Origin of the sequence: Salegentibacter echinorum, assembly GCF_900129445.1 — a bacterium.
GTDB lineage: Bacteria > Bacteroidota > Bacteroidia > Flavobacteriales > Flavobacteriaceae > Salegentibacter > Salegentibacter echinorum.
Map to the genome: position 1 here is coordinate 1 of NZ_FQVT01000014.1, position 24542 is coordinate 24542.

Genomic DNA, 24542 nt, shown 5'->3' on the forward strand with positions numbered 1-24542 from the left:
GACGCCAAAGGAAAATATATCCATAATGTTAAATCTAAATATTTAATCAAATATAGGATATTTTCCGGTATTTAGGAATGTTTACGGATATACAGAAAAAATATTATTCGATTAAACTTAAATCTGCTATTCCTACAATTTCTGTAGATAATTCTCCCAGCCAGCCCATATTGGCTTGTATTCCAGTTTGAATTTTCACGAAATCAATTCCGCTTAAATTTACTGGATTGCCTTCGGCATCAATAGCATCTGCAAGGTCTATATAATCTCCACCGCTGGTATTATCGGCATAACCGTATTCAAAAGGTAAGCTGGTGATATAGGAAGGATTGCTCATGTCTATATTTTCATAAGACAATATCGTTCCTGAAATGGAGTAGGAGTCTTCTTTAATCCATTCCGGATAATAAGCTTGTTTATGAAATGCGTTTTTTGCAACCACCCCGGTATTCCCGTTACTATCTTCCCAGGCGACATCATCTGCCGCTGTTTCTGGTTTAAAATATGTTATTTTATAACCTCTATCTGTTTCTTCCAAACCATGTGCAGATCCTTTAATTTCATACCAGATGTCATCTGCTAATCCATTGGCATTATCATCTTGCATCACATAAATAACACCGGGTTCGGCGAAACCTGGCAAGGGATTTCCATAGATAATTAGGTCATTTTTATCTTCGTGATTCATCACCGTATGGTCAAAAGCATAACTTACAGTGCCTCCCCAGGCGCCCAGGCTTAAAAGTCCACGACCTCCAATTAATCCCTGGGCACTTTCTAAATTCCCCGGACTTTTATTAATAAATTGCCCGGGAGCCGGGTTGTATGCTAAAAGTTTAGAGACATAGGCATTACTGTTTTCGATTATGGGCCTTATTTTAGGTTCTACATTTATTTCGTATTCATAATTAAATGATCCACTTTCATTAGAAGCTTCATAAGAAAGCATATAGTTCCCTGAATTTTTTGGTGTAAAAACATAGGTATCAGTATCAGTCACAGTACTGTCGCCAAGTGACCATTTTTCAGTATAAACCGCATTATTTTCATTTATTGCTGCAAATTCCAAACTATCGCCAACAGTAACCTGATGCTCTTTTTCTTGTTTAGACATAGCAATTTGAGGTTCTAAAATTTCAACTTCGTCATCTTTAGAACAGGACGTAATTAGAAAGGAAAGACCAAAAAAAGCCGCGATTGGTTTTTTGTAACTCTTTTTCATTTTTTGTTATTTAAGATTTAAGTAATTAATATTTAAAAGCAATATGGGCGGGAATATCGCCGGTCTCCACAGACCATTTGAGTTCTCCCTGGGGAGTGAAACAATAAAGATTACCCGGCGTCACGTAATCTTTAGCATCGGTAATAAACACGTCATCGGTTTCTGGATGCACTGCTATCCCATAAGGCATTTCAATAAGTTTTCGGTAGTTTTCAGCAATAAAAGTTTTATCCAGAAAAGTTTCTGTTTGGGTATCTAACATGCTGTATGTTATTGTATAATCGCCAGATATATAACTAAACTCTGTACTGTACATATAGGCAATATCCTTATGTATCGTGAAATCGCTAACTCCAATATCAAAGCTTTTCTTTACTTTTTCTTTTTCGGTATCTATTACAAATAACTTTGAAGGAATTTCATAGTAATCCCCTCTCGAGGTCACGTATAGATCTCCTTCGCTATCAATATTTAAGCGATGAAGGTTTTTGGCCACTTCTATTTGTTTGGTTTCGGTAAAATTATTGATGTCAATTACCGAAATAGTAGTTTCATAATCTGGAGGACTATAGCCTCCCGAGTTAGCTACATAAATTTTATCATTGTAAGCCAACAGTTCTTCCGGTTGCCGGCCTACTTCTACCCGACGGGTAATTTCCAGGCTGGTAGTGTCAATTTCGGCCACGATTCCGTTTGGAGCGCTGGGATCGCCAATTGCTCCTAAATACGTACTTAAATAAGCCTTTCCTTTATAAAAAGTCAAATACCTGGGGTTATCTATGTCTATTTGTTTAAGACGCTCTCCGGTTTCTGCTTGAAGCACTTCAACTTTATTGGAGGCATTCACTACCACATATAATTTTGAACCGTATATTCCCAAATCGTTCCCCACGTCTCCCAACCCACCTACTAAATTGGGGTTAGCCTCACTAAATACATTTCTATTGTATTCCCCCGTTTCATAATCCATGAAATCTAACGAGGCCTTGTTCATAGACATATTGCCTTCATTGAGCAGGTAAAAACCTTTTACAGAGGCTGAGGTGTCCGGCTCGCCTTCACCTGGTGTTTCCGGGTTTTGGGATTCGTCTTTTGTGTTGAGATCATCGGTTTGACAGGAAAACATTCCGCATAAAATAATCAATAATAAACAGCATTTTTTCATACTTTTTTATTTAAAATTCATAATTAAGGTTTACCCGAAATGACCGGCCGGGCATCGGGAAATTCTTTATTACCGCATATTGCTGGTCTAAAACATTATTCAGTTCTACCCCAACTTTTAATGGATTTTTTAAAAATCGAAGGGAGTAGTTGGTAGAAATATCGTGCGTGTACCAGGGCTGTAAATAGTTGGATGGAATATTGGTTTTTTGGCTATATCGCTCCCCGGTGTAAATAAAACTATAATTGAGGTTCAGGTTTTTATAGTTGGTCATAAGACTTAAACTACCGCTATGTTTAGGGATATAAGGGATTTGTTGGCCATAGCTGTTTCCCCTGGGAGTAACATCTAGAGATTCCTGAAACGTATAGGTAAGGATTGCCGTATAATTAAAGCTTGTTCCTATTTTTCCCGAATTAGTGATATTGGTTTCTACCCCATTTGTTTCTACTTCTCCCAGGTTAAGCATAGTCCACCTAAACAGGTTAGTACCGGGAACTGCCACTATTTTATCTGTAATCCATATTTTATAGATATCGCTGGTTATGTTGAAAAATGTATTGCCCTGGTCTTTTTGCCAGGAAAAACCCAGGTTAATTTGATCGGAATATTCGGGAGCTAAAAAAGTGTTGCCAACAAAGGTGTAGTACAAATCATTGAAAGTTGGCATTCTGAAAATATTTTTATAAAATCCCCGTATCCTGAAATTGGGCGAAGCAAAAGGCTGAACATTAAAAAGGAGGGACGGTGAATATTCCTGAAAATCATCGGCAGCCTCATAATACTTTACAGATTCATAAATACCGGTGCTTAATAGGCTTACCTGGAGATTGAACCAATCAAAATCCAAATTGGAAGCCAGAACGTTTAGCAGGGAATTCCTTTTTGGGTAGGCAAAACGATACAAATTGGCCTGCATGGCATTATGCTGAAAATCTGTGGCAAAACTTAAAGTCCAATATGGTTTAATTTTGTAAGAATGAACCAGAGATAAATAATATTCCTGTTGGTCGTATTTATTGTCAAGCAGTCCTTTTGTGGTTACGATTTCAGGATCTAAATACCTGGAAAAATTTTCGCCATATTTACCACGGATTTTAATAGTGTATTTATCCCCGAATTCATGCTTATAATCTGCCTGAATAAAATCCCCCCGGTCCCAAAGTCTTTGCGGCCGATTAAACCTGTTGGCCACGATAGCTCCGGGCAAGCCTCGTTCAGAATCATAATGATAATATTTCACCTTCCAGGTGTCCCTGTTTTTATGCTTCCCATGAACGGAAGCTTCCAGGCGATAAGAAATTATATCTGCATTGTTTCTAGTTGCAGTAGTATCGTAAACTCCATTGGAATACTGAAATTTATACTTCCCATCTGCTTTCACCATTTCTGTACTTACACGAGCAGAAATAGCATCGTTTATTTTATAATTAATGCTTAATGAAGGATTAAAAAGCCCAAAGGAACTGGTGCGTATGCCAGCTGAAATTTTATAGTTTTTAGCAACTGAAAATTCCGGGGTTTTCGTTTTTAAATAAATCGTATTGGCTGAAGCATAGGATTTTGCAGACTGGAGCATTGCGGTGCGCTGCCCCTGGTAAAGGCTCACCTTTTCCATATTTTCCAAAGAAAATTTCCCCAGATCAACCTGCCCATTTTGGGCATTTCCCAGTTGAATTCCGTCGTAAAAAATACCAGTATGCTGCGACCCCATACTGCGTACATTCACCGTTTTTATGCCCCCAACGCCACCATAATCTTTTAATTGAATTCCGCTGAAATATCGCAATGCATCAGCTACATTTAAAGTATTCAGTTTTTCTAACTTTTCTCCCGAAATAGCTTGCACGGGAGATGGAGAATTGTGAGATTCATAGTCGTTTTTGTGATGACTTAACAGCACCTCCTGTAATTCAATAGGAGATATGGTATCCCGTTCCTGGCCTACAAGCAAGGTAGAACAAAGTAGTAGCCCCGAAAAAGATAAAATGGTAATATATTTTAGATACTTCCTCATAACGATACAGGCATACGAGGAAGAATAAGAGCGACAAACCGCTCCTTTACAATAGAAGAGTTTATATAACTAATCCAAGCTTCAATCCCCGAAAGCTTTACATGAATTAAAAAGAAATGGCAGGTATTCTGACTTGCTTTATCCACCCGGCCTTCCCATCTAAAAAAGAAAGTGACCAATTATTGGGCTTCATCAAAAAGCTTACAGCTGCGGGACAGTTCTGGAATTTCACCAGATTCCCTTTTTAATGCCTACGCAGGTAGGCAACCATTGCTAAAAAATAAAATGCAAATCTAGATATAGTTTTTAGAATATATTAAGGTTTTTGAATAAAAGTTTTTCAAAGGTATTTTTAAGACTCAAAATCGAGAATTTTGGGAGATCAACACGAGCGAAAAGAATTTTATAACAACAATGCAGGCCATGTAGGATAAGAAACTCTGAAAGAGTAAAAAAAGTCCCCTACTCTATTTTCTGCAAAAGATAAAACGCTAAGCCACCTAGAAAATAACAAAATACATCCCACACATCACCGGTATAGCGATAAGACTGTTGTGGTAAAAAATATTCAAAGTATATTGAAAAAAGAAGAACCAGGCTAGCAATTGAAAAAAGATCTAATCTTATACTTCTATCCTTTTTTATAAACCACACGCCATGCAGGCACAAAGTCGCCACAATAGGAGTTACCAAAAAATCATTGAGATGATTAAAAATCCAATTAGGGCTATTTATAGCGTAATATTTACAAATTTGTACGCCAGTAAATACTAGAATAAAAAAGAAAACGGAGAAATGTAAGCATCTTAATGGAAGATTTCGCATCATATAAATAGGAGCGCTATTAACCAGGCGATAAGACCCCCAATGGCCATGACAACTATCCAAACTGAATAAAAAATATGATAGGTTGCGCGAATTACCCAAAAGCGATTGGTTTTCCAGCGTTCTGAAAAAGACTGCTCTTGTGCAACATCTTCTTCTAAAACATGCTTGGTATCTTTCTCCTGTTCTTTCGCTTTTTTAAAGGAATTTGTAGAACTCCGCGCTTCTAAATCAGATTGATTGGGGTTATTATTTTGGTTATTAATTTGCTGGGACATAACAGACTAAAATCTGCCGTAAAGATACAACTTATTTATGATGAAAAAGAACCGAACTAAAACGAGAACAGACCTGGTTTTTAAGAATATAAATTTTAGTAAATCTTTTTAAAATTATTAAAATTATCCCAAACATTTTATTATAACTAACCAATCGTTTAGATTGGATGAGTGAGATAATAATTATGGCTAGACAGAAAGAATATAAAGAAGAGGAAGTTCTTGAAAAAGCTATGAATTTATTCTGGCGCAATGGTTTTGAGACTACTTCGATGCAAATGCTTTTGCATGAAATTGCGCTATCGGTTGCCCAAAGCCGTGGCAATATAACACGCAAGGAATTAGAACCTTTCTTTGCAGCCGGTTATAATCAAAGACATTTATTGGAAATTATTCTTGGTTTATCCCAAAAGGTAATAAGTAATTACACCAACTATATTGCGGAAATGCCTTTAGATAAAGGTTTTGAGAAATATGCCTGGAGAAAACATTGAACTATTGCAATTAAATGTCAAGTCAAAAAGTCACACAACAACCAGTGCTTTATCAAACCATAGGAATCATAAGAGTTTGAGTGTGGTTATGACTAATCTTATTTTTAGAAATATTCAAAAAAAATAAAATATATGTTAGAAAAAAAACGTCCAAAAGCTCTATTTTTTGATGTGAATGAAACACTTTTAGATCTTACTAAGATGAAAGCTTCGGTAAGCAAAGCTTTAAATGGGAGAGAAGATTTGCTGTCATTATGGTTTACTACAATGTTACAATATTCTTTAGTCACCACTGCGAGCGAACAATATGAACATTTTGAAGATATTGGAGCCGCTACACTACAAATGGTAGCAGCAAATAATGGGATTTCAATATTAGAAAAAGACGCCCATAAAATAATCATGAAATCTCTAAGAGCTTTGCCGGCACATCCAGACGTTAAACCGGCATTATCCGCCTTAAAAAAAGCAGGTTATAAACTGGCTGCTTTTACAAACTCCTCTAACAAAAGTGTAAAAAATCAATTTGAACATGCAGATTTAACAGCCTATTTTGATGAAGTACTAAGTGTTGAAGATATTGGTAAGTTCAAACCTTTTTCCGAGACTTATGAGTGGGCCGCTCAAAAAATGAATATAAAACCTGAAGACTGCATGCTTATAGCAGCTCATGGTTGGGATGTTGCTGGCGCAGTTTGGGCTGGTTGGCGAGCTGCTTTCATTAGCAGACCAGGACAGCAAAAATTCCCCCTGGCGCCAAAAACAGAGCTAACAGAACCCGACTTAAAAAAGTTAGCAGATATTCTTGTAACATACAAATAGAGCATTTACTCACTTAAGCCAGAACTTCGAAGCAAGCCTGCCTGGATTCATCCTACTAACTATTGGGAAGATCGAACTATGAGAATTAAACAGGGTTTGCTCCTATAACGTCTTTAAGAATAACACAAGTACATAGGAAAGAATCTATTTTACTTTTTGAATACATATAATTGATATTATCAATAAATAAATTCATTTTTTAGAACGAGTAAAAATAATCAAACATATTCGACTGACTCTCCATTTAAAGTAGATTTTTGCAGCCAATGAGAATGGTTAAATTACTATCATTCAGAAAAGCAGCACTAAAACTTTTAGCATAGGTTTTCTATTTTCTGTAGATATATCCTCATAAAGAGAGTAGTATGTGGAAAGTCTTCCAGGAGTTCACAAGTATGAGTCTCGTAACTCGCTTATCTTTAAATATGAACCTAGCAATCTTTAGAGATCTTAAAAATGTTCCGGTTTTTTATGTTCTTTTTATTCTTTTCAAAATCCTATCTAAAATCGCTTTATATAGTGGAAGAAAAAACAAAGCATTGATCATTATTTTAAAGATATAATCCACGGTGGCAATTTCAACCAGATTTTCAGCGAGATAAGTGTCTGAAGTTTTGTAAAATGCGATAGTGAAAAAGCTTAGTGTATCCATAAAATTCCCGAAAATAGCTGAAGCCAGAGGAGCATGCCACCACTGTGGGTGTTGCCGAAGTTTATTAAACACGAAAATATCTAAAATCTGTCCTATCACATAGGCTGAAAAACTGGCAATAGCAATGCGAGCTACAAAAAGATTGAAGCTGAAGAGCGCGTCAAACCCTAACCAAAGACCGGAACGAAAGCCAATCGTGACTAGATAAGAAACTACCAGGGCAGGAAACATGGCGTAAAAAATAATTTGTCGTCCTAATCTTGCGCCCAAAAGTCGCACTGTAAGGTCCGTAGCCAAAAAAATAAACGGAAATGTAAAAGCACCCCAGGTAGTCTTAAACCCGAAAACATTGATAGGAAACTGTACTAAATAATTGCTTGAGGCAATAATAAAGATATGAAACACGACTAGTAATAATACCAGCTTTTGTTTAGAGGACATATGCCTTTTTTAGTTTTTTAATGTGGGAGAATTTCGAACCACTGGTCTCATTAATGGTAAATTGAAGGTGCAAAATAACTGTCTTTTGAACGTTTTGGGTATCATTAAAGTTGAATTTAAAAAACTGGAACTCTCCAATGGCAAATCATGCCTTAAAAGCGAGAAGATCATTTTATTCCAATTTTTATCTGAGAAGTCAAATTCGATTTAATTTCTGTCTTAATGAGGATATTTCAATTTTATAACCCATCAACCCATTATCCTGCATTTAACTAAATAACCTTTCCTGAGTTTTTCGACTTAACTGAGGAAAAGCTTTTAATCGTAAGACTAAATCCCAGGCAAGAGGCTTTCTTCCCAAAGTCTTGAACACAATCCCAAATTTTAGTTGTCCATCGCATTACACCTTCCGCCCCGCGGAAGAATTCATTCCATTCCAAACTTAAGATTGGGAATAGCGTTCGCTTTAATAGAATTTCATTTTTTCAAGTAATACCACTTTCCGTGTTTTTATAATTCATTGTAGTTATTTAGACCTACTTCCCGAGCCACCGCTGCCCCTACCCTTTTTATGTAAGCAAAATACCAATACCCGGAAGTTTAAATAGGTTTCCAAAATCCAGTCAGTAATTGTCGTTTTTGACGCTGAACTGAATTTCTCTAATAATTTAATTATTAAAAAATTCTCTACGAAAGATATATTTTAGTATCTAAAAATCTTTCTTTATAAATTTAATCAGCTGAATAATAACACTTGGCAATAAACTGGCAATGCCAATAAGTATCCAAACGCGCGTTTCCAGATCCTGAAAGTTAAAAACTTCGGCCAGACCGGGAATAAAGTACGCTACAATTACGGTTACAAAACACAAAGCCACGGCCATCCAAACATATTTATTGCGCGTTACCTGATTGTTAAAAAAAGATTCGGTGCCATCTCGCATATTAAAAACGTGCAAGAATTGTGAAAATGCCAAACTAAAAAAGGCAATGTTGTTGGTAATATCTTCGGGACTTTCCCATACAAAATGCGCATAGAAATAAGTACCGCTCACACTTGCCGCAATTATAAGTCCGTAAACGGCAATTTGGGTCCAGTTCTTTTTAGTAACAATAGGTTCTTCCGGGTCTTTGGGCGGCAGGTCCATCACTCCCGGGTTACCGCGACCAATTCCCAGAGCCAGCGCGGGAAAAACATCGGAAAGTAAATTGAGAAACAATAATTGCAAAGGCAAAATTGGCAACACAAACAGCGTAAAACTCATTAATGCGATGATGATAATTTCGCTTAAATGATACGAAAGTTGATACACCACAAATTTACGGATGTTGCCAAAAATAATGCGGCCTTGCTCAATGGCGAGCTCAATAGATTGAAAGGCGTCATCTTTTAGCACTACATCGGCAACCTCTTGGGCTACCTGTGTACCACGTTTTCCCATCGCAATGCCAATATCAGCTTTTTTTAAGGCGGGCGCATCATTTACGCCATCGCCGGTCATTCCCACAATTTCTCCCTGGTTTTGGTAAAATTCGATTAATTTTAGTTTCTGTTCTGGCGTTACACGTGAGAAAACTTTGGTAGCGAGTACTTTTTCAGCGTCTTTATTCAATTCTTCGCCCATATCTTTTCCGTGGACAACACTTTCCTGCTCCTCGTCTTCCTCTTCCGCAAGGTGTACTTCTTTGGCGACATTTTGTGCCGTGCCCGGATGATCGCCGGTAACCATTACAACTTTTATTCCGGCGTTTTTGGTCATATCCATACTATTGGCTACCTCGGTTCGCGGCGGATCTATAAAGCCTACCAAACCGGCAAAAACAAGTTCATACAGAAAATCTTCTTCGGCTTCGCCTTCCGGAAGTTCTTTTGGTTCTTTATAGCCGAAGCCCAATACGCGCAAGCCATCTTTAGAAAGTTGATCGTTTTTTTCGAGCCAGTGTTTTTTATCTTCTTCTTTAAGCTCTTTTACTTTGCCATCAATCAAAATCTTTTTGGAGCGTTCTAAAATTTTATCGGCAGAGCCTTTTCCGGCCATATAATATCCGTCTTCTACTTTATAAACTGCTCCCATCACCATTGAATCGGAATCAAAAGGATCGTGTAATTTTCGTTCTAATTGTTGATGTTGCTGAAATTTCTCTTTATTGAAAGCGTTGGTAAAATTCAGTAAAGCAATTTCCAACGGATCGCCCTTGGCACCATTGTCATCTTCTTGCAAGGAAGCATCGTTGGCGAGAACGCTTATTTTGAATAAAGCTTGAAAATTATCCTGATTTTCTGCATCCTCGGCATCGGGAAGTTTTGGTTGGTCGTCTTCCCAATTTACTTTCCAGTATGTATCTCCCGGAATGGCAAACCCTTTAACGGTAAGTTCGTTTTGAGTAAGCGTGCCGGTTTTATCGGTAAAAATAACGGTGGTTTCGCCCAGGGTTTCCACGGCACTCAAGCGTTTTATAAGTACATTTTGTTTGGAAAGCCGAAGCATTCCGCGTGCCAGCGCAATACTGGCAACAATGGGTAAACCTTCGGGAATGGCAGCAATTGCCCAGGCAATAGCGGTTTGTACCAATAAATACACATCTTTTCCCGCCAAATAACCAAAAGCAAAAAACGCTGCTGCCAGCCCAAGAATTACGTAAATAAGTACTTTGGTGAGTTTGTTCAGTTTTTTATCTAAAGGCGTTTGGCTGGCTTTCTGATCTTGCACCATAGCCGAAATACTGCCCATTTCAGTATTCATGCCCGTAGCAACGGCAATGGCTTTTCCTTTTCCGCCGGTAACCGGTGTCCCTTTGTAGACCATATTTTTGCGGTCGGCTACTTGTTTTTCTTCTTGTATAGTTTCAGGTTTTTTATCTACCGGAACCGATTCGCCTGTTAGCGCGGCTTCATCTACTTTAAATTCGGTGGCTTCGATCACACGAGCATCGGCGGCGATTAAATCGCCTGCATTAACAATTAAAATATCGCCGGGAACTACTTCTTCGGCATCAATTTTTTCTTCTTTCCCGTCCCGAAGTACATTAGCTTTTACTTTGTCTATTTCTTTAATGGCCTGCATAGATTGCTGCGCTTGATACTCCATCCAGAAACCAATAATGGTGTTGACTAAAAGCACGACGGTAATGGCAATCCCTTCGGCCAAATCTCCCATTACAAAAGCTAAAACCGTAGCTACAATCAACAGGTAAACTACGGGATTATTGATTTGCGCCAAAATGATTTCCCAAATGCTTTTACCTTCGTGTTCCTCTAATTTGTTGCGACCGTGTTCTTCCAGCGCTTTTTTAGCCTCATTCTTGCTCCAGCCTTTTTCAGGATTTACCCCGAATTTTTCGGTTACTTCATCAGGTTCTTTTTGGTAAAAATTTTCCACAAGTAGTTGGTTTTTAAATGTTTTAAAAATTATAAAAATTCATTTTATCATACCGTTTGATTAACGTACTTTAACAGGTTAATACACTTTATTTAAACTACCTTGCGACTTAACTTTTCCAATAGAACAGTACTCATATTTTCAGCTATCTCATTAAACCACAGCACAAGCAAGATTTATTAAAATATTGAGAGAAACTAGACTAAAAATTTTTAATTACTCCGCAAAATCTTAATTCCCTCTAATAATCGATTAGTTAATTATAGTGTAGAAAAACTTAAGAACAATCTGAATTCCAGGTTTACCGTACTTTATATGGTTAACTACTTTTTTAAACTTCAGCTTTATTTATTGTTTTCTAACAGCTTTTTGAAATTAATAAATCAAAAGGTCTATAACTTAACATTTACGAGCTCTTTAAGTTAATTTTCAAACTTAGTAGTTAAGTTGAAATTTACTCCTGTCCCGTAATGAAGCAAGATCCTTGCGGCTGCAGAAAAAAAGAGAATGGACTAAATTGTAATTAACGGATAATCATAGTTTCTACAACGAACTCTTTTGCCTGAAGATTCAAATAGCAAAGAAGGTAGTTATGAAATCGTTCAATGACTTTGTTATAAAAAGAAACGTGCTATTCGGTTATATTTTGTATCGATCATCAATGCTTGAAATTTTAAATAGCCATCATTATTTTTTGTTTAAGGCAAGAAAAAAGTCGTTAACCCCACAAATTTTAATAGAATCACTTTCAAAAAGCCATAAGACACTGGCTTCCTCTTAAAATAAATTAATTTCGATTCTTTAAAAATTAAACAAGTGTGAAATCCATAAAAATAAATTCTCTCCCCTACATAAAGTGGTTAGAGAACTCGCAATAGCCTTTGGAACATATTGCATTGAGCATTGTGAAGAATATAGTATCAACATACCACCTAATTTTGGCAAGGGTATAATTAAAGGGATTAATTTTAATAATGGATTAAGCATTTTACAATACGATTGTATTTTTAGGGAAGATTTGGAAATTGAATTTAGTAAGAATACAATTCACCTTCTCAAATTTTTATACTGTACAGAAGGTTCTTTGAACATAGCTTTCAGAATCATCGCAAAAAACATAAAATACAACAATATCAACGTGCAATTGTAGCAAGTGCTAACCATAATGGCCATATTTTATGGTTCAAAGCCAATAGAAGGGTTTGTATATTCAGTTTGGAAATTATACGAAAAAAAATTAGAGAAAACCTCGGTTGTGAATTGGAAAGCCTTCATAACGGCCTGGAAAAACTGTTTTTAGATGTGGATGCAAAACATCAATTTTATCATGAGGGTCAATATAGTCTGCAATTGGCAGATTCCTTTGTAGAGATGACCACTTTTGTTGAGGAATGTTTTTTAAGAAAAATCTTCTTTGAAAGTATAGCATATCAAATATTGTCACAGCAAATTATAGAATATCAGGACGATATTAAGAAACAAGATGAAAAGTCTCTTCTGAGAAAATCTGAAGTTGAATTGATTAAAAAGGCTATTCAAATTATTAATAACGGAATTGCTGACCTCGGAACTATTAATGAATTGGCGAAAACAGTTGGTTTAAATGTAAATAAGCTGCAAGACGGTTTTCAGCATTTATATGGTCTTTCTGTAAATCAATACGTCAAAAAAACAAGACTGGATATAGCTAAAAACCTCTTAATGAGTACCGACTATAGTATTTCTGAAATTGTTTATAAAATTGGGCTTAACAGTAAGAGCTATTTTTCCAAGATTTTTAAAGAGGAATATCACACAACACCCTCCAAACTTAGAAAGTCCATAAAAAAAATAACCCAAATATCCTTATAACGATCTATTAATATTCAATTAATTAAAAATAAGTATGGTTATTTAGCCTAATAGCAATTTTAGCTCTTAGAATAAGACATTAAAAATCAAGTTTTTGTCCATAAAAACCTGTACCTTATAAAAAACCTGCCAAAAAACATAATAATGAACATTATACAAAGTAATTCTATTCCGTTAGACAAAGTCATCATGGATATCTCTGATTCTCTTAACACTAAGTTGATACAGGAATGCAGCGAATTCACCCTTGAAATTCCCCCAGAATGGGGCGAAGGGACTATTAAAGCTATAGATTTTCAAAATGGCTTGGGACTTATACGTTATGACTGTACTTTTAAAGAGGATCTCGAAATACGATTTATTGTAAATGACGTGCATCCTTTAAAATTTTTATACGGTTTAGAAGGGGAATTTCATCATCGCTTCGAAAATGAAGAAGAATTACATAAAATAAAGCAGTACCAAAATGCTATTGTGGCCAGTTCGGGAAATAACGGGCACATACTTTATTTTAAAGGAAATAATAAGACGGCCATTAATAGTTTAGAGGTCACTAGATTTGATTTTAGGGAACAATTAAAATGTGAATTAAAAACTTTAGAAAAAACGCTATCCGATCTTTTTAACGATGTAAAAGCGGTGAAGAGTTTTTATTTTAAAGGATATTACAGCCTGGTAATTGCTCATCTATTTAATAAGATTTTAGATCTGGGAGATGGTGATTTTGCAAGAAGGATATTTTTGGAAGGAATCGCCTACAATATGTTGGGCGAAGAAATTTTACACTACCAGGATAGTTTAAAAAAAGATGGTGATGGCACCAAGGGTTTGTTATCCCGTATAGAAGTAAAACTTATCGACGAAGCGACTTTGGTAATTAAAAATAATCTTGGTGATTTAGGAACTATAGAAGATATTTCAAAACAAGTTGGTCTAAACGCCAATAAGTTGCAAGATGGTTTTCAAAAAGTTTATGGCAAAAGCGTTAATGGCTATGTAAAACAGGAACGTTTAGACCTTGCCTCCTATTTACTGCTTAATACTGACAAGCAAATGGGAGAAATCGTTGAAATTATAGGCTTAAATAGTAAAAGTTATTTTTCTAAAATTTTTAGGGAAGCTTATGGCGTGTCCCCCTTACAGTTTCGAAAGACCAACTTTACAGAAAAGCAACAACGAATTCAGAAAAAATATGAAAAATAACATTATAAAACACTAAAAGCGTTAAAGGTACTGCGGATAAAGCCGCTTTTAAACCTGAAAAATTGCTTACTTTATCCAGACTTATTTATAATACTATTCGGTCTTAAAAAATAACTTAAAGCAGAAGTTATTTTCTTCCAGGGCATTAACTTCTGACGATAAAAGGTATTTGTCCAGACCGAATAGTTCCTCTTGCGTTATTATTTTTCTTTAAGAATGTTCTTTCAAGCAAAAACTAAATTAGGTTTTTCTCCAAATTTTGAAATAAACGGTGACTTTAATTTCGAATTCAAAAATAATAGGATTTGATCAAGCTGTATAATTAAGCCCGACAATTAAAACGGCAAAAAACTTACTTTATAGTTAACGCCTATGCCATCGCTTAGAAAACCACCAGATAGCGGCGTGCACGAAAGCTGTCATTCCGCAGATTAAAAGAATGTTTTTAAGTATGACAAAGAATAGCTTTTTGTCATATACATTAGGAATATCCCAAAGGTTTCTTTCTACACCTAAATTCAAGTAATATCCGAAGAAAAGAAAAGCGATAAAAGCACTAGTGTAAGTGATAATGAATAAGGTGTGTATACCTTTTGTCCACCTAAGATAAGTACTTGCACCTGTTAATAAAAGCCAACCACACCATATGCTAATTTGATAATGTTTAAGGGCCTGCAGGGTTTGCTCAGAATCTCCATTCCCCGAAAATGAGGAGTGTAAAATTATTAGAAAAAATAAAATTATGCCCAACCCTAGACCAGCAAAAATCCAACTAAATAAATTTTTTCCAGACATCTTCAAATATTTAAACGATGATTGTTATTCCCGTGTTTGTATAAAATAGTCCTGTATTCTAATTATAAAAATTCTTAATCTTATAAAATTTTAAAAGTTGGATCGCAGAAAAATAGGGGGGAAAACACCCGAATCGCTAAGATTTAAATCCTAAATCCAAGTACCGCATATTATAATAAAAAAGAAGCGAAATAGCTTCAAAAATTAACATAATTAAGATTTAGGAAATAATAAACTCACCAAGATTAAAATTTAAACAAATAACAAATTTGCTACTTTTTCTAACACAATTGCTTAGTTTTTTAAAATTTCAATTGCTTCTATGTTTTTAATAAGGTAGCTTAGAAATATAGTGACAATTAAGATATTTAGCTAAATTAAAGATCTTAAGTGGGTTTATTTTTTTGGTATAAAACTTACCAATAATATGTCATAATTAAGAATTTTGCTATTCCTAAAATTAAATAGTAAATTAAATTTGATATAATTTGTATAGGCTATTTGAATGAGAAAAGCATCCCAGATAAACTTTAGAAAATAAAAAAATAAATATGGAAAAATATTTTCATCCGCTTCAATCTTCCGAAGATCTGGATCCTTTAATAGATCGTATTGGAGACTCCAACTATGTACTTTTAGGAGAAGCTAGCCATGGAACTCATGAATATTACACCTGGAGAGCAAAAATATCCAAACGTCTTATTGAAGAAAAAGGTTTTTCTTTTATTGCCGTAGAAGGAGATTGGCCAGATTGTTACCATATCAATAGATGGGTCAAAAATATTGATAATTCTAACGATAGTATTCAAAAGGTACTAAGCAAATTTAAACGCTGGCCGACCTGGATGTGGGCCAATTGGGAGACAGCCGCTTTTACCCAATGGCTAAAAAAGCACAATGAACGTTTAACTGATGATCAAAAAATAGGTTTTTACGGCCTGGATGTCTATAGTCTATGGGATTCTTTAGATATCATGGTGAAGTATCTACAGAAAGAAGATCCTGAAACTGCAAAGCTTGCCAGGGAGGCTTTTCATTGTTTTGAGCCCTATATAGAAAATGAAGCTTACCACAGAATTTTTCGAAACTCTCCCGAAGGCTGTAAAAAAGAGGTGATTAATTTATTAAAGAAGGTACGTAAAAAAGCTCACACTTACGATACTGAACAGGAAGCAGATTTAAATGCTGAAATAAACGCTCTGGTGATGGTAAATGCTGAGAAGTATTATAAAGCCATGGTAGGTTTTGGTGAAGATTCCTGGAATGTACGGGACCGTCATATGGTACAAACACTTAATACCCTTATGGATTATCATCGTCCAAATGCAAAAGTGATTGTATGGGAGCATAACACCCACATTGGTGACGCACGTGCCACAGATATGACAGCCTCTGGTCTGGTAAACGTAGGACAACTTGTGCGGGAACAACATAAAAGTGAAGATGTAGTATTAGTAGGTTTTGGTTCTTATGAAGGTTCGGTAATAGCAGGATCCAGTTGGGAAGCCCCTATGCAAAAAATGAAAGTACCTAAAGGAGTTGAAGGTAGTTTGGAGCATAAGCTACATAAAATTTCTCCCCGCGATAAACTTATTGTTTTTAACGAGGATAAAGAATTGAAAAAAGCTTTTTCTTATAGGCAGGGACATCGTGCCATTGGTGTTGTTTATCATCCCCAGCGGGAGAAAGGAAACTATGTTCCGTCGGAGGTTTCCAGTCGGTATGATGCTTTTTTGTACATAGACAAAACCAAAGCATTACATCCACTTAACATCCAGCCCAATGGAAAGCTTACTCCGGAAACTTATCCTTTTGGAATTTGAAAGATTTAACTAAAAGAAAATATTATTCTTGTTGAACTTTACCATCTTCCTTTTAGTTCCAGATAAAAGACTGTTTTTTAAAAATTTAGTAAACCTTGTAATAACTATTATGACAAATTAAACGATCTAAAATTCGCAAATTCTTTAAAACCCAATGCTTATAAAGCTCTTAAACTAAGAAACGATTCACTCCCATAACTTTCATCTCTCTAATTATCCGCTGTATTTGTGTTTGGTGAAGTTCTAACAAATAGCTAATTTCCTCATCTTCAAACTGTTTTAAAGCTCTATTATATCTTTCTAACGCCTTAGATTCCTTCTTAAAACACTCTTTAATTATCTTATTTTTATTCCATTTAAAATCATAGTAATGAAAGCAATTCAATGAATCGCAGTTTTTACTCGATTTTTGAGAACGATTAAAAAAATCACGTGATTCATCTTCAGTTTTTTCGTCTAATATCAAAATTTCCAGGGCAGTACAAAACGATTGTTTTTGCCGGCTTAATCTTTTAAAAAAACTCTGAAATAGGATGCGTTTTGCAAAACTTGAAGCATTTTTATAAAAAGCCTGGTCGCCACAATTTAAGGAATAGAGTTCCTTTAATAGTTCAAGTTTTAAATTTGGTGCTGTGGTTCTCATAGTAAATGAATTTTCGAAATTTTTACAAAAAATATTAGTATGAAACGTTTTTCTGATAATTCTTTACTCCAATTAAACAAAGCATCTTCACTTCCCCACTGGGAAAACTCTTGTACCTAATTCTTACCTTATAACAGGTATCTCTTTCTTCAGGATGAAACTCTCCGGTATCTAAATCAAAACCACCATCTACCGTATAAGAAATACTATGCACTTCACAATCTTTAATTTTCCCAAGAAGCTCTTTTTCACTGGTACGAAAACGATATTTCTTTTTAAACCTTTTTAAGCAATTTGCTACGTCTGATGCTTTCATAATAACGAACTTTAATTATTAAACATTTAAAAGATACAACTACCTCAATAGTGCTTATCGTTACCCTTAATTACAGGCGAAAACAATAAGCCTCTTTCTTATGAAGAATTTATTTTATGGAGAGTGTAAGACATAACGCTTAGGACTGCATAAATGTTTTTTACCTTATACTAATACTAGAGTTAAACAGTATTGTTTGCCTAAGCAGAGAGATATATCTTGATATTTTTAATTCCACTCAATAACATGTAGAAATTATCTCTGGAAATTTTTAGAATTCATAAGTTTCTTTTTTTGGTTGGTTGTATGTTTTACTAAATTATTGGAAATGTTCGTTTTAGTTTTGCTTTTTTCAACTTAAAAATAACGCTATAAATTTATTTAATACTTTTTTAATATTTTGATTAATAATCAGTTAATGGATTTCCACCTAAAGTGTAGGATAAGAAAAAACCGACAGCAATTGTGTCGGTTTAGAAAGTTAAAAAAGGCTTGATTGGTTAGTTAGAATCTTGCTCCTTTTGCCCAACCTTTTAGAAAACTATCCCATCCACAAGAAAACTTTAAATTTTAAGTCCCCAAAAATTTCAACCCTACAAGGAAAAATTTCTTAAAATTGTCATTTTCATTAATGAATCAGGATAGTTATGGTTTAAATTTTTCAAGACAAATATAGATACACCTTTTGTTGAATAATGACTTTAAACAACTAAATTTTAATAATTCTGATATTTTTTAAAACATTCAATATAAACTTTTCTTCTCCCTTAAGTAAAATTGCACAAATAAGAATTTAGGAATTATGCTACAGTTATTCGGCCATCCAGAAAGACATTCTGCACCGTATTTAAAATTTCTATCCCTTCCTTTAAAGGTTTTTGAAAGGCTTTTCTACCCATAATCAAACCTGAACCACCTGCTCGCTTGTTAATAACAGCTGCTTTAACTGCCTCCTTAATGTCAGAATCTCCCTGGGAAGCTCCTCCGGAATTGATTAAACCTATTTTCCCCATATAACAGTTTGCCACCTGCCACCTGCATAAATCTATAGGATGATCTGTACCTAATTTCTGGTACATCTCCTCATCATATTTTCCTAAATCGAGATCTCGAAAACCATAATTTAGCGTAGGTAATTTTTGTTTTATGATGTCAGCTTTTATCGTTACTCCAATATGGTTGGCCTGGCCGGTAAGATCTGCAGCTGTATGATAATCTGTACCGTTTTGGTTAAACTTATTATTTCGAGTATAACACCATAAAATAGTAGCCATTCCTAACTCGTGTGCCTTTTCAAAAGCCAAAGCTATTTCTTGTATTTGACGATCACTCTCTTCCGATCCAAAATAAATCGTAGCCCCAACAGCAGTTGCTCCCATATTCCAGGCTTCGATAACAGAACTAAATTTAATTTGATCGTAGGTATTGGGATAAGTGAGTAACTCATTATGATTTAGTTTTACTACAAAAGGAATTTTATGAGCATACTTCCTGGAATGCATTGCCAACACTCCTTTAGTACTGGCCACAGCATTACACCCAGCCTCTATAGCAAGTTTAATTATGTTTTCAGGATCAAAATAATCGATGTTTTTATAAAAGGAAAAAGCCGCCGAATGTTCAATGCCCTGATCAATTGGTAGAATATTCAAATAGCCGGTATTTTTTAATCTACCGTGATTATATAATTCAGAAATACTCTTAAGAACGCGAGTACTCCTATCTGAATTTGTAAAATTATCAATAACACAAGAACTGGGAGCAGCAAGTTTACCTTTTGGGATTTTCTTTGATTCATGACCCAGAAAATATTCTGCTTGATCTCCTAATACTTGTTGTACTTTTTCAAATGTATCCATAATTAAAATTTAAATCAATATAAAACAATCATTTATTATCAAAAACCACTAAAGTTAAGCTATTTGTTATCAAGAATGATATAAAAAACTCCATTCTTCTGATAGTTATTAATTTACGCAATTTCTAAAGTTATGATAAACATAGATAGAATCTTAAAGCAGACTTATAATTTTTGCAATAAATAATAACAAATTCCATCTAGTGCTCTAATTTGAATATACTATAGCAGAAGTCCGAGAGAATGCAATAACTTGCTTAGTCTAATATTTCAAAAGCCCTTATAAAATAAGTGACTTTTGTTCAAATGTTTCAAAAAGCATATTAGGCTTGGGCTGAGAAAACCTATCCTTGAAAAGCAAACGAGGTTTGCTTACCACCAATTTAATTTACCTTAAGCTGTTTAGCTGTTATTTGAAAACATCGCTCGTTTTTTAATAATTCCTTAATAGATCTACTCAACCTGTTATAATAAGTTAAATATTAGCTCTTTATATTGTTCTTTGTTAGTTTTAAGAATTAACCAATAAAATTTAATATTATGAGTATTGTAAAAATTATTGAAGTAATCGCTACTTCTAATGAAAGTTTTGATGATGCAGTACGTAATGCATTGAAAGAAGCTTCAAAAAGTGTAAAAAACATTGAGTCTGTGTATGTTAAAGAGATGCATGCGAATGTGGAAGGAAGTGAAATTAAAAACTTTGCTGTAAATGCTAAAATTTCTTTTAGAAAAGAAAGCTAAATTTTTCTAAATAGGGAAGTAAATGGAGCTTCCCTATTTTCTTTTCTTAAAAAACTACTAATGGCCATATACTGTATTTACATTCTTTTAGTCTCTGTAGCAGCCACTACAGCGATGACTGCGTTTAGCTATTTAGCAGGTACGGCAAGGAAAGAAAAGTTCCACGAACCAGAATTACTTAATGAGCTTATCTATGGAGCTAAAAGCTTGGATTTTGATCCCTCAAAAAACAACGTATTAGGATGGATCTTTCATTTTCTTATTGGGTTATTTTTCACCGCTATTTTTCTTCTTTTATATGTAGTAGAAATTATTAATATAAATATTTTATCGGCGCTGATTTTTGGTATTGCAGCAGGCGTTGTAGGGAGTATTGGATGGCGTATTATGTTCAGTATCACAGAAAACCCGCCAAAAGTTCATTTAAAAGAATTTTATCTTCAATTAATTATAGCTCATATAATATTCTCAATTTTTATAATGCTTGGTTTTCACTGGATCGAAATTTATATTTTAATTGATAATATCAAATCGAGATAATATCTAAAAATGCTACTACCACCGCGAAAACAGCCATTATTACACAAAACCCTTTAATCTTTATCTAATGTCACTTCAAGATTATAACAAGAAACGAGATTTTAAGGTTACCGGGGAACCAAAAGGGAGTCAATCCAAAAACAAATCCCGGAAACCGTTGTTTGTTATTCAAAAACACGATGCTACTAATTTACATTATGATTTTAGATTAGAAATTGATAATACATTAAAATCCTGGTCTATTCCAAAAGGCCCAAGCACCAATCCAGAAATTAAAAGGATGGCTATACCAACAGAAGATCATCCAAAGGAATATGCCAATTTTGAAGGCGTTATCCCAAAAAAACAATACGGTGGCGGAACCGTCATGATATGGGATAAAGGAACTTTTAGAAGCATGAATAAAAATAAAGATAACGAAGCTGTAGATTTAAAAGCGGCTTATGAAAAAGGTGCTATAGATATTTATTTGGAGGGTGAAAAAATCTATGGAGGTTATAGTCTTATAAAAATGAAATCTGGACAAATGAAAGGAAACTGGTTATTGATTAAAAAAGATGATGATAAGGCTGATGCCCGTAGAAATCCTGTAAGCACAGAGAATAAAAGTGTCGTTTCTGGACGAAGTATGGAGGAAATTGCAGCTGAAGAACAATAGTCTAATAAAAAACCTTTAAAATAAATTGACACAAAGGGCAACTTTTAATGAACCTGATGCGGTTAAAACCAGCCTTACACTTGGGTTTCGATAAAATTTCCGATTATTTAAGAGAGTGTAATTTACAGACCCCTAAAATCATTTTTTTTCACTTACACACTGTCCCTCTATCTTTTAAATAATTGTTTAGATAGAATGATAGCAACATTAATCACTACACAGTATTTAGGAGCTTTTAAAATGATTTTTCAGTAGTAAACTCGTCAATATAAGTATGACACTTTAATCTGAGTTCTTCATTGTTGTAAGCGTAGAAATCAATTTGATTTTCTTTTGCTGCATCATAATCGTTTATGGAGTCACCTATCAAACACGTTTCATCACTAGCATAATTATATTGAGTTATAAGTTCTGAAACTAATTTGGTTTTAGGCGTAGGTGAACCTTCAATGGATTTAAAATATTCCCTTATTTCAAGTTTCTTACATAAAAAACGTAGTTCCTTTCCATCGGAGCCAGAAACAATGTGCATCTTAAACTTTTTCTGGTTCGATTTTATGAAATCTAATACGTTAACGTTAAGAAGTCGTTTTGAGGTTAGTTTCGTTCTCATTATTTTGGAATAGGATGCTGCGAAATCCTGAATCATCTCTTCATTCACACTTTCACCTAAAATTTCTTTTATAAAATATCGGAATTTAACATATCGAGAAAGTCCGCCATTTTTATTATGGTATTCTAATAATTCTTCTACAGTCGAGTTTGGATAATGAGACAATACTTCTTTAAAACCTTCACCTCTAATACTCATAGAGTCTATTATCACACCGTCAAAATCCCATAGGATATTCGCCTTGTTTTTAAATATTTCCATATAAAATATTTTTAGAATCGACCTGTAATAAGGTAAAATGCTATTAATGTATCCTTATTTACATACTATATTATAATGTAATTAAAAGTTTTATTTTTCTAATCTGTTGAGCTTTTTGATCAAATATAGACTAATCAAAATTCAGGAGCCAATCTGCTCTCCTCCATTTACGTGGATGAATTGTCCAGTAATATAACTACTGTCTTCACTGGCCAGAAAAACATATGCGGGAGCTACTTCACTAGGTTGGCCTGCACGTCCCATAGGTGTATCTTTACCAAAATTCTTTACATCATTAAAAGTAGAAGGAATTAAAGGAGTCCATATAGGCCCAGGGGCAACACCGTTCACCCTAATCTTTTTATCAATTAGCATTTTAGATAGAGATCGAGTGAAGCTAACTATAGCGCCCTTGGTACTAGAGTAATCTAACAAGTGTTCGCTCCCACGGTAAGCTGTTACCGAGGCGGTATTAATTATAGTACTTCCTGGTTTTAAATAATGTAAAACCTCTTTTGTCAAATAGAAATAGGGAAAAATATTATTTTTAAAAGTTTCTTCGATTTGATCGAAATCTACATTATCTACCTCATCTTTCGGAAATTGAACAGCGGCGTTATTTACTAAAATGTCAAGCTTTTTATAAACTGATATGCATTTTTTTATTAAAGCGCTGCAAAAACTTTTCTTCTTGAGATCCCCCCTTAAAATAAGGCAATTGCTTCCCTCCTTCTCAACCATTTTTTTGGTAACCTCTGCATCTTCATTTTCTTCTAAATAGACAATGGCTATTTGCGCACCTTCTCGTGCAAAATGTACTGCAACACTTCGTCCTATGCCACTATCTCCCCCAGTAATTAAGGCTATTTTCCCCTCCAATTTGCTACTACCCTTATACCCTTTCTTAATAATCTCGGGTTCAGGATGCATTTTAGATTGTTTTCCGGGTTGCGATTGATCTTGTTCAGGAAATTTATTTGGTTGGATCATCTCAAAAATGTGGTTTTATTTTTTAAACAATTTAAAATAACACGGTTACTTCACTATTAGGTACTAAGCATTTATCTAAATACATAGATTTAAGAAAATTCCTGGTTCGTTAACAACTCACTATTTGTTTAGAACATCTATAGTAACTATCTGGATCACCAAAATTAAAAATAATCTCCATAATCTCTTTGGTCCTACACCCATGAATATCTCCTTAAATTTATACATTTTTTAACCAATCAAACAATTTAGATAAATAATCCTTAGCAGAATAAAAATTAATTTTACTATTCTTCAAATGAGTTAAAAGGTTAGTTGATACAATCAATAAAGAAACTTCTTATCTCGCATATTTGCTAATTACTAAAATTAATCTGAATGATGGAAAATTGGTTTGATGCTTCTGCAAGTTCACTTTTAGCAATCTTATTGTCTAGTATTGGAATTTATATTTCGATAATTCTCTTTACACGTTTATTTGGAAAACGTAGTTTTTCAAAGATGTCCAGTTTTGATTTTGCCATGACCGTTGCGGTAGGATCGATTATCGCAAGTACCATTTTGTCTAAATCTGTAAGCTTAATTCAAGGGGTAACTGGATTATTCTTTATTTATGCCTTACAATTAATTGCTGCCTACTTTAGAAAATACAAAGCTTTTCAAAATCTTATAGACAATACCCCATTATTACTTATGGACGGTAAGGAAGTTCTATATGAAAATTTAAAAAAGGCCAGGGTTACCGAATCTGATTTAAAAGGGAAATTAAGAGAAGCAAACGTAATAGAACTAAAAGAGATTCGAGCTGTGATATTTGAAACTACCGGTGATATATCCGTGTTGCATACTGCCTATGATGACAAAAAAGTAGATAGCTATATATTAGAGGATGTAGCTTCCCGGTAAATCAGTCTTTTTCAATAAACACTTAAAAGCTTTTTATAAACTTTA

At 34.5% G+C, this 24542-nt stretch carries 21 protein-coding genes and 2 riboswitches; of the genes, 9 read left to right on the plus strand and 12 right to left on the minus strand.

The annotated features are described in order from the left end of the window. Positions 1–103 precede the first annotated feature (103 nt). The 4 genes from BUA71_RS14485 to BUA71_RS14505 form a co-directional block, all read right to left on the minus strand. On the minus strand, positions 104–1222 hold the full coding sequence (locus tag BUA71_RS14485; protein ID WP_072881037.1) for a hypothetical protein: 1119 nt from the start codon (positions 1220–1222) through the stop codon (positions 104–106). Between the two features lie 25 nt (positions 1223–1247). After that, on the minus strand, positions 1248–2387 hold the full coding sequence (locus BUA71_RS14490; RefSeq protein WP_072881039.1) for a YncE family protein: 1140 nt from the start codon (positions 2385–2387) through the stop codon (positions 1248–1250). Between the two features lie 10 nt (positions 2388–2397). Next, on the minus strand, positions 2398–4404 hold the full coding sequence (locus BUA71_RS14495) for a TonB-dependent receptor plug domain-containing protein (RefSeq protein ID WP_072881040.1): 2007 nt from the start codon (positions 4402–4404) through the stop codon (positions 2398–2400). Between the two features lie 101 nt (positions 4405–4505). Further along, positions 4506–4691: riboswitch (cobalamin riboswitch) on the minus strand. Between the two features lie 537 nt (positions 4692–5228). After that, positions 5229–5507 (minus strand): hypothetical protein, encoded by a 279-nt coding sequence (locus BUA71_RS14505; protein ID WP_072881042.1) that lies wholly within the window; start codon positions 5505–5507, stop codon positions 5229–5231. A gap of 185 nt (positions 5508–5692) precedes the next feature. On the opposite strand from BUA71_RS14505, the gene BUA71_RS17975 reads away from it, so the two are divergent. Continuing rightward, the gene (locus BUA71_RS17975) at positions 5693–6001 is read left to right on the plus strand and encodes a carboxymuconolactone decarboxylase family protein (protein WP_139277115.1); all 309 of its coding nucleotides are present in this window, start codon (positions 5693–5695) and stop codon (positions 5999–6001) included. 132 nt (positions 6002–6133) lie between these two features. Further along, positions 6134–6823: a haloacid dehalogenase type II gene (locus tag BUA71_RS14515; protein ID WP_072881046.1), complete on the plus strand. Its 690-nt coding sequence runs from the start codon at positions 6134–6136 to the stop codon at positions 6821–6823. A gap of 469 nt (positions 6824–7292) precedes the next feature. Here BUA71_RS14515 and BUA71_RS14520 read toward each other — a convergent pair whose 3' ends face one another. Together BUA71_RS14520 and BUA71_RS14525 are read right to left on the minus strand one after the other, a co-directional pair. Further along, positions 7293–7916 (minus strand): 7-cyano-7-deazaguanine/7-aminomethyl-7-deazaguanine transporter, encoded by a 624-nt coding sequence (locus BUA71_RS14520; RefSeq protein WP_072881048.1) that lies wholly within the window; start codon positions 7914–7916, stop codon positions 7293–7295. Positions 7917–7919: 3 nt separating this feature from the next. Then, positions 7920–7964: riboswitch (PreQ1 riboswitch) on the minus strand. Positions 7965–8626: 662 nt separating this feature from the next. After that, a complete protein-coding gene (locus tag BUA71_RS14525) occupies positions 8627–11296 on the minus strand; it encodes a cation-translocating P-type ATPase (RefSeq protein WP_245812609.1) in 2670 nt (889 codons plus the stop codon). A gap of 1260 nt (positions 11297–12556) precedes the next feature. Here BUA71_RS14525 and BUA71_RS14535 point away from each other — a divergent pair. Both BUA71_RS14535 and BUA71_RS14540 read left to right on the plus strand, forming a co-directional pair. Next, positions 12557–13147, plus strand: coding sequence for a helix-turn-helix domain-containing protein (locus BUA71_RS14535; RefSeq protein WP_139277116.1), 591 nt, complete (start codon positions 12557–12559; stop codon positions 13145–13147). A 144-nt stretch (positions 13148–13291) separates the two neighbouring features. Continuing rightward, on the plus strand, positions 13292–14350 hold the full coding sequence (locus tag BUA71_RS14540) for a helix-turn-helix transcriptional regulator (protein ID WP_072881056.1): 1059 nt from the start codon (positions 13292–13294) through the stop codon (positions 14348–14350). A 363-nt stretch (positions 14351–14713) separates the two neighbouring features. On the opposite strand, the gene BUA71_RS14545 is transcribed toward BUA71_RS14540, so the two are convergent. Continuing rightward, entirely contained in the window at positions 14714–15145 is a 432-nt protein-coding gene (locus BUA71_RS14545) for a hypothetical protein (protein ID WP_072881058.1), read from the minus strand. A 551-nt stretch (positions 15146–15696) separates the two neighbouring features. Between BUA71_RS14545 and BUA71_RS14550 the strand changes: the two genes are divergently transcribed. Further along, positions 15697–16968, plus strand: a complete 1272-nt coding sequence (locus tag BUA71_RS14550) for an erythromycin esterase family protein (protein ID WP_072881059.1) — start codon at positions 15697–15699, stop codon at positions 16966–16968. Between the two features lie 169 nt (positions 16969–17137). On the opposite strand, the gene BUA71_RS14555 is transcribed toward BUA71_RS14550, so the two are convergent. The 3 genes from BUA71_RS14555 to BUA71_RS14565 all read right to left on the minus strand — a co-directional run bounded on the left by BUA71_RS14555 (position 17138) and on the right by BUA71_RS14565 (position 19786). Continuing rightward, positions 17138–17611 carry a hypothetical protein gene (locus tag BUA71_RS14555; RefSeq protein WP_072881060.1) on the minus strand — a complete coding sequence of 158 codons (474 nt, stop codon included), beginning with the start codon at positions 17609–17611 and terminating at the stop codon, positions 17138–17140. Positions 17612–17645: 34 nt separating this feature from the next. Continuing rightward, positions 17646–17927, minus strand: a complete 282-nt coding sequence (locus tag BUA71_RS14560; protein WP_072881061.1) for a hypothetical protein — start codon at positions 17925–17927, stop codon at positions 17646–17648. A gap of 800 nt (positions 17928–18727) precedes the next feature. Beyond that, positions 18728–19786 carry a class I fructose-bisphosphate aldolase gene (locus tag BUA71_RS14565; RefSeq protein WP_072881062.1) on the minus strand — a complete coding sequence of 353 codons (1059 nt, stop codon included), beginning with the start codon at positions 19784–19786 and terminating at the stop codon, positions 18728–18730. Between the two features lie 539 nt (positions 19787–20325). Between BUA71_RS14565 and BUA71_RS14570 the strand changes: the two genes are divergently transcribed. The 3 genes from BUA71_RS14570 to BUA71_RS14580 all read left to right on the plus strand — a co-directional run bounded on the left by BUA71_RS14570 (position 20326) and on the right by BUA71_RS14580 (position 21727). Then, positions 20326–20529: a dodecin family protein gene (locus BUA71_RS14570; protein ID WP_072881063.1), complete on the plus strand. Its 204-nt coding sequence runs from the start codon at positions 20326–20328 to the stop codon at positions 20527–20529. A 60-nt stretch (positions 20530–20589) separates the two neighbouring features. Further along, positions 20590–21069: a hypothetical protein gene (locus BUA71_RS14575; RefSeq protein WP_072881064.1), complete on the plus strand. Its 480-nt coding sequence runs from the start codon at positions 20590–20592 to the stop codon at positions 21067–21069. Between the two features lie 67 nt (positions 21070–21136). Continuing rightward, on the plus strand, positions 21137–21727 hold the full coding sequence (locus tag BUA71_RS14580) for a DNA polymerase ligase N-terminal domain-containing protein (protein WP_072881065.1): 591 nt from the start codon (positions 21137–21139) through the stop codon (positions 21725–21727). Positions 21728–21962: 235 nt separating this feature from the next. On the opposite strand, the gene BUA71_RS14585 is transcribed toward BUA71_RS14580, so the two are convergent. Continuing rightward, positions 21963–22601 (minus strand): HAD family hydrolase, encoded by a 639-nt coding sequence (locus tag BUA71_RS14585; RefSeq protein ID WP_072881066.1) that lies wholly within the window; start codon positions 22599–22601, stop codon positions 21963–21965. Positions 22602–22742: 141 nt separating this feature from the next. Continuing rightward, complete coding sequence (locus BUA71_RS14590) at positions 22743–23591, minus strand: SDR family oxidoreductase (protein WP_072881067.1); 849 nt, start codon at positions 23589–23591, stop codon at positions 22743–22745. 381 nt (positions 23592–23972) lie between these two features. Between BUA71_RS14590 and BUA71_RS14595 the strand changes: the two genes are divergently transcribed. Next, positions 23973–24497: a DUF421 domain-containing protein gene (locus tag BUA71_RS14595; RefSeq protein WP_072881126.1), complete on the plus strand. Its 525-nt coding sequence runs from the start codon at positions 23973–23975 to the stop codon at positions 24495–24497. Positions 24498–24542 lie beyond the last annotated feature (45 nt).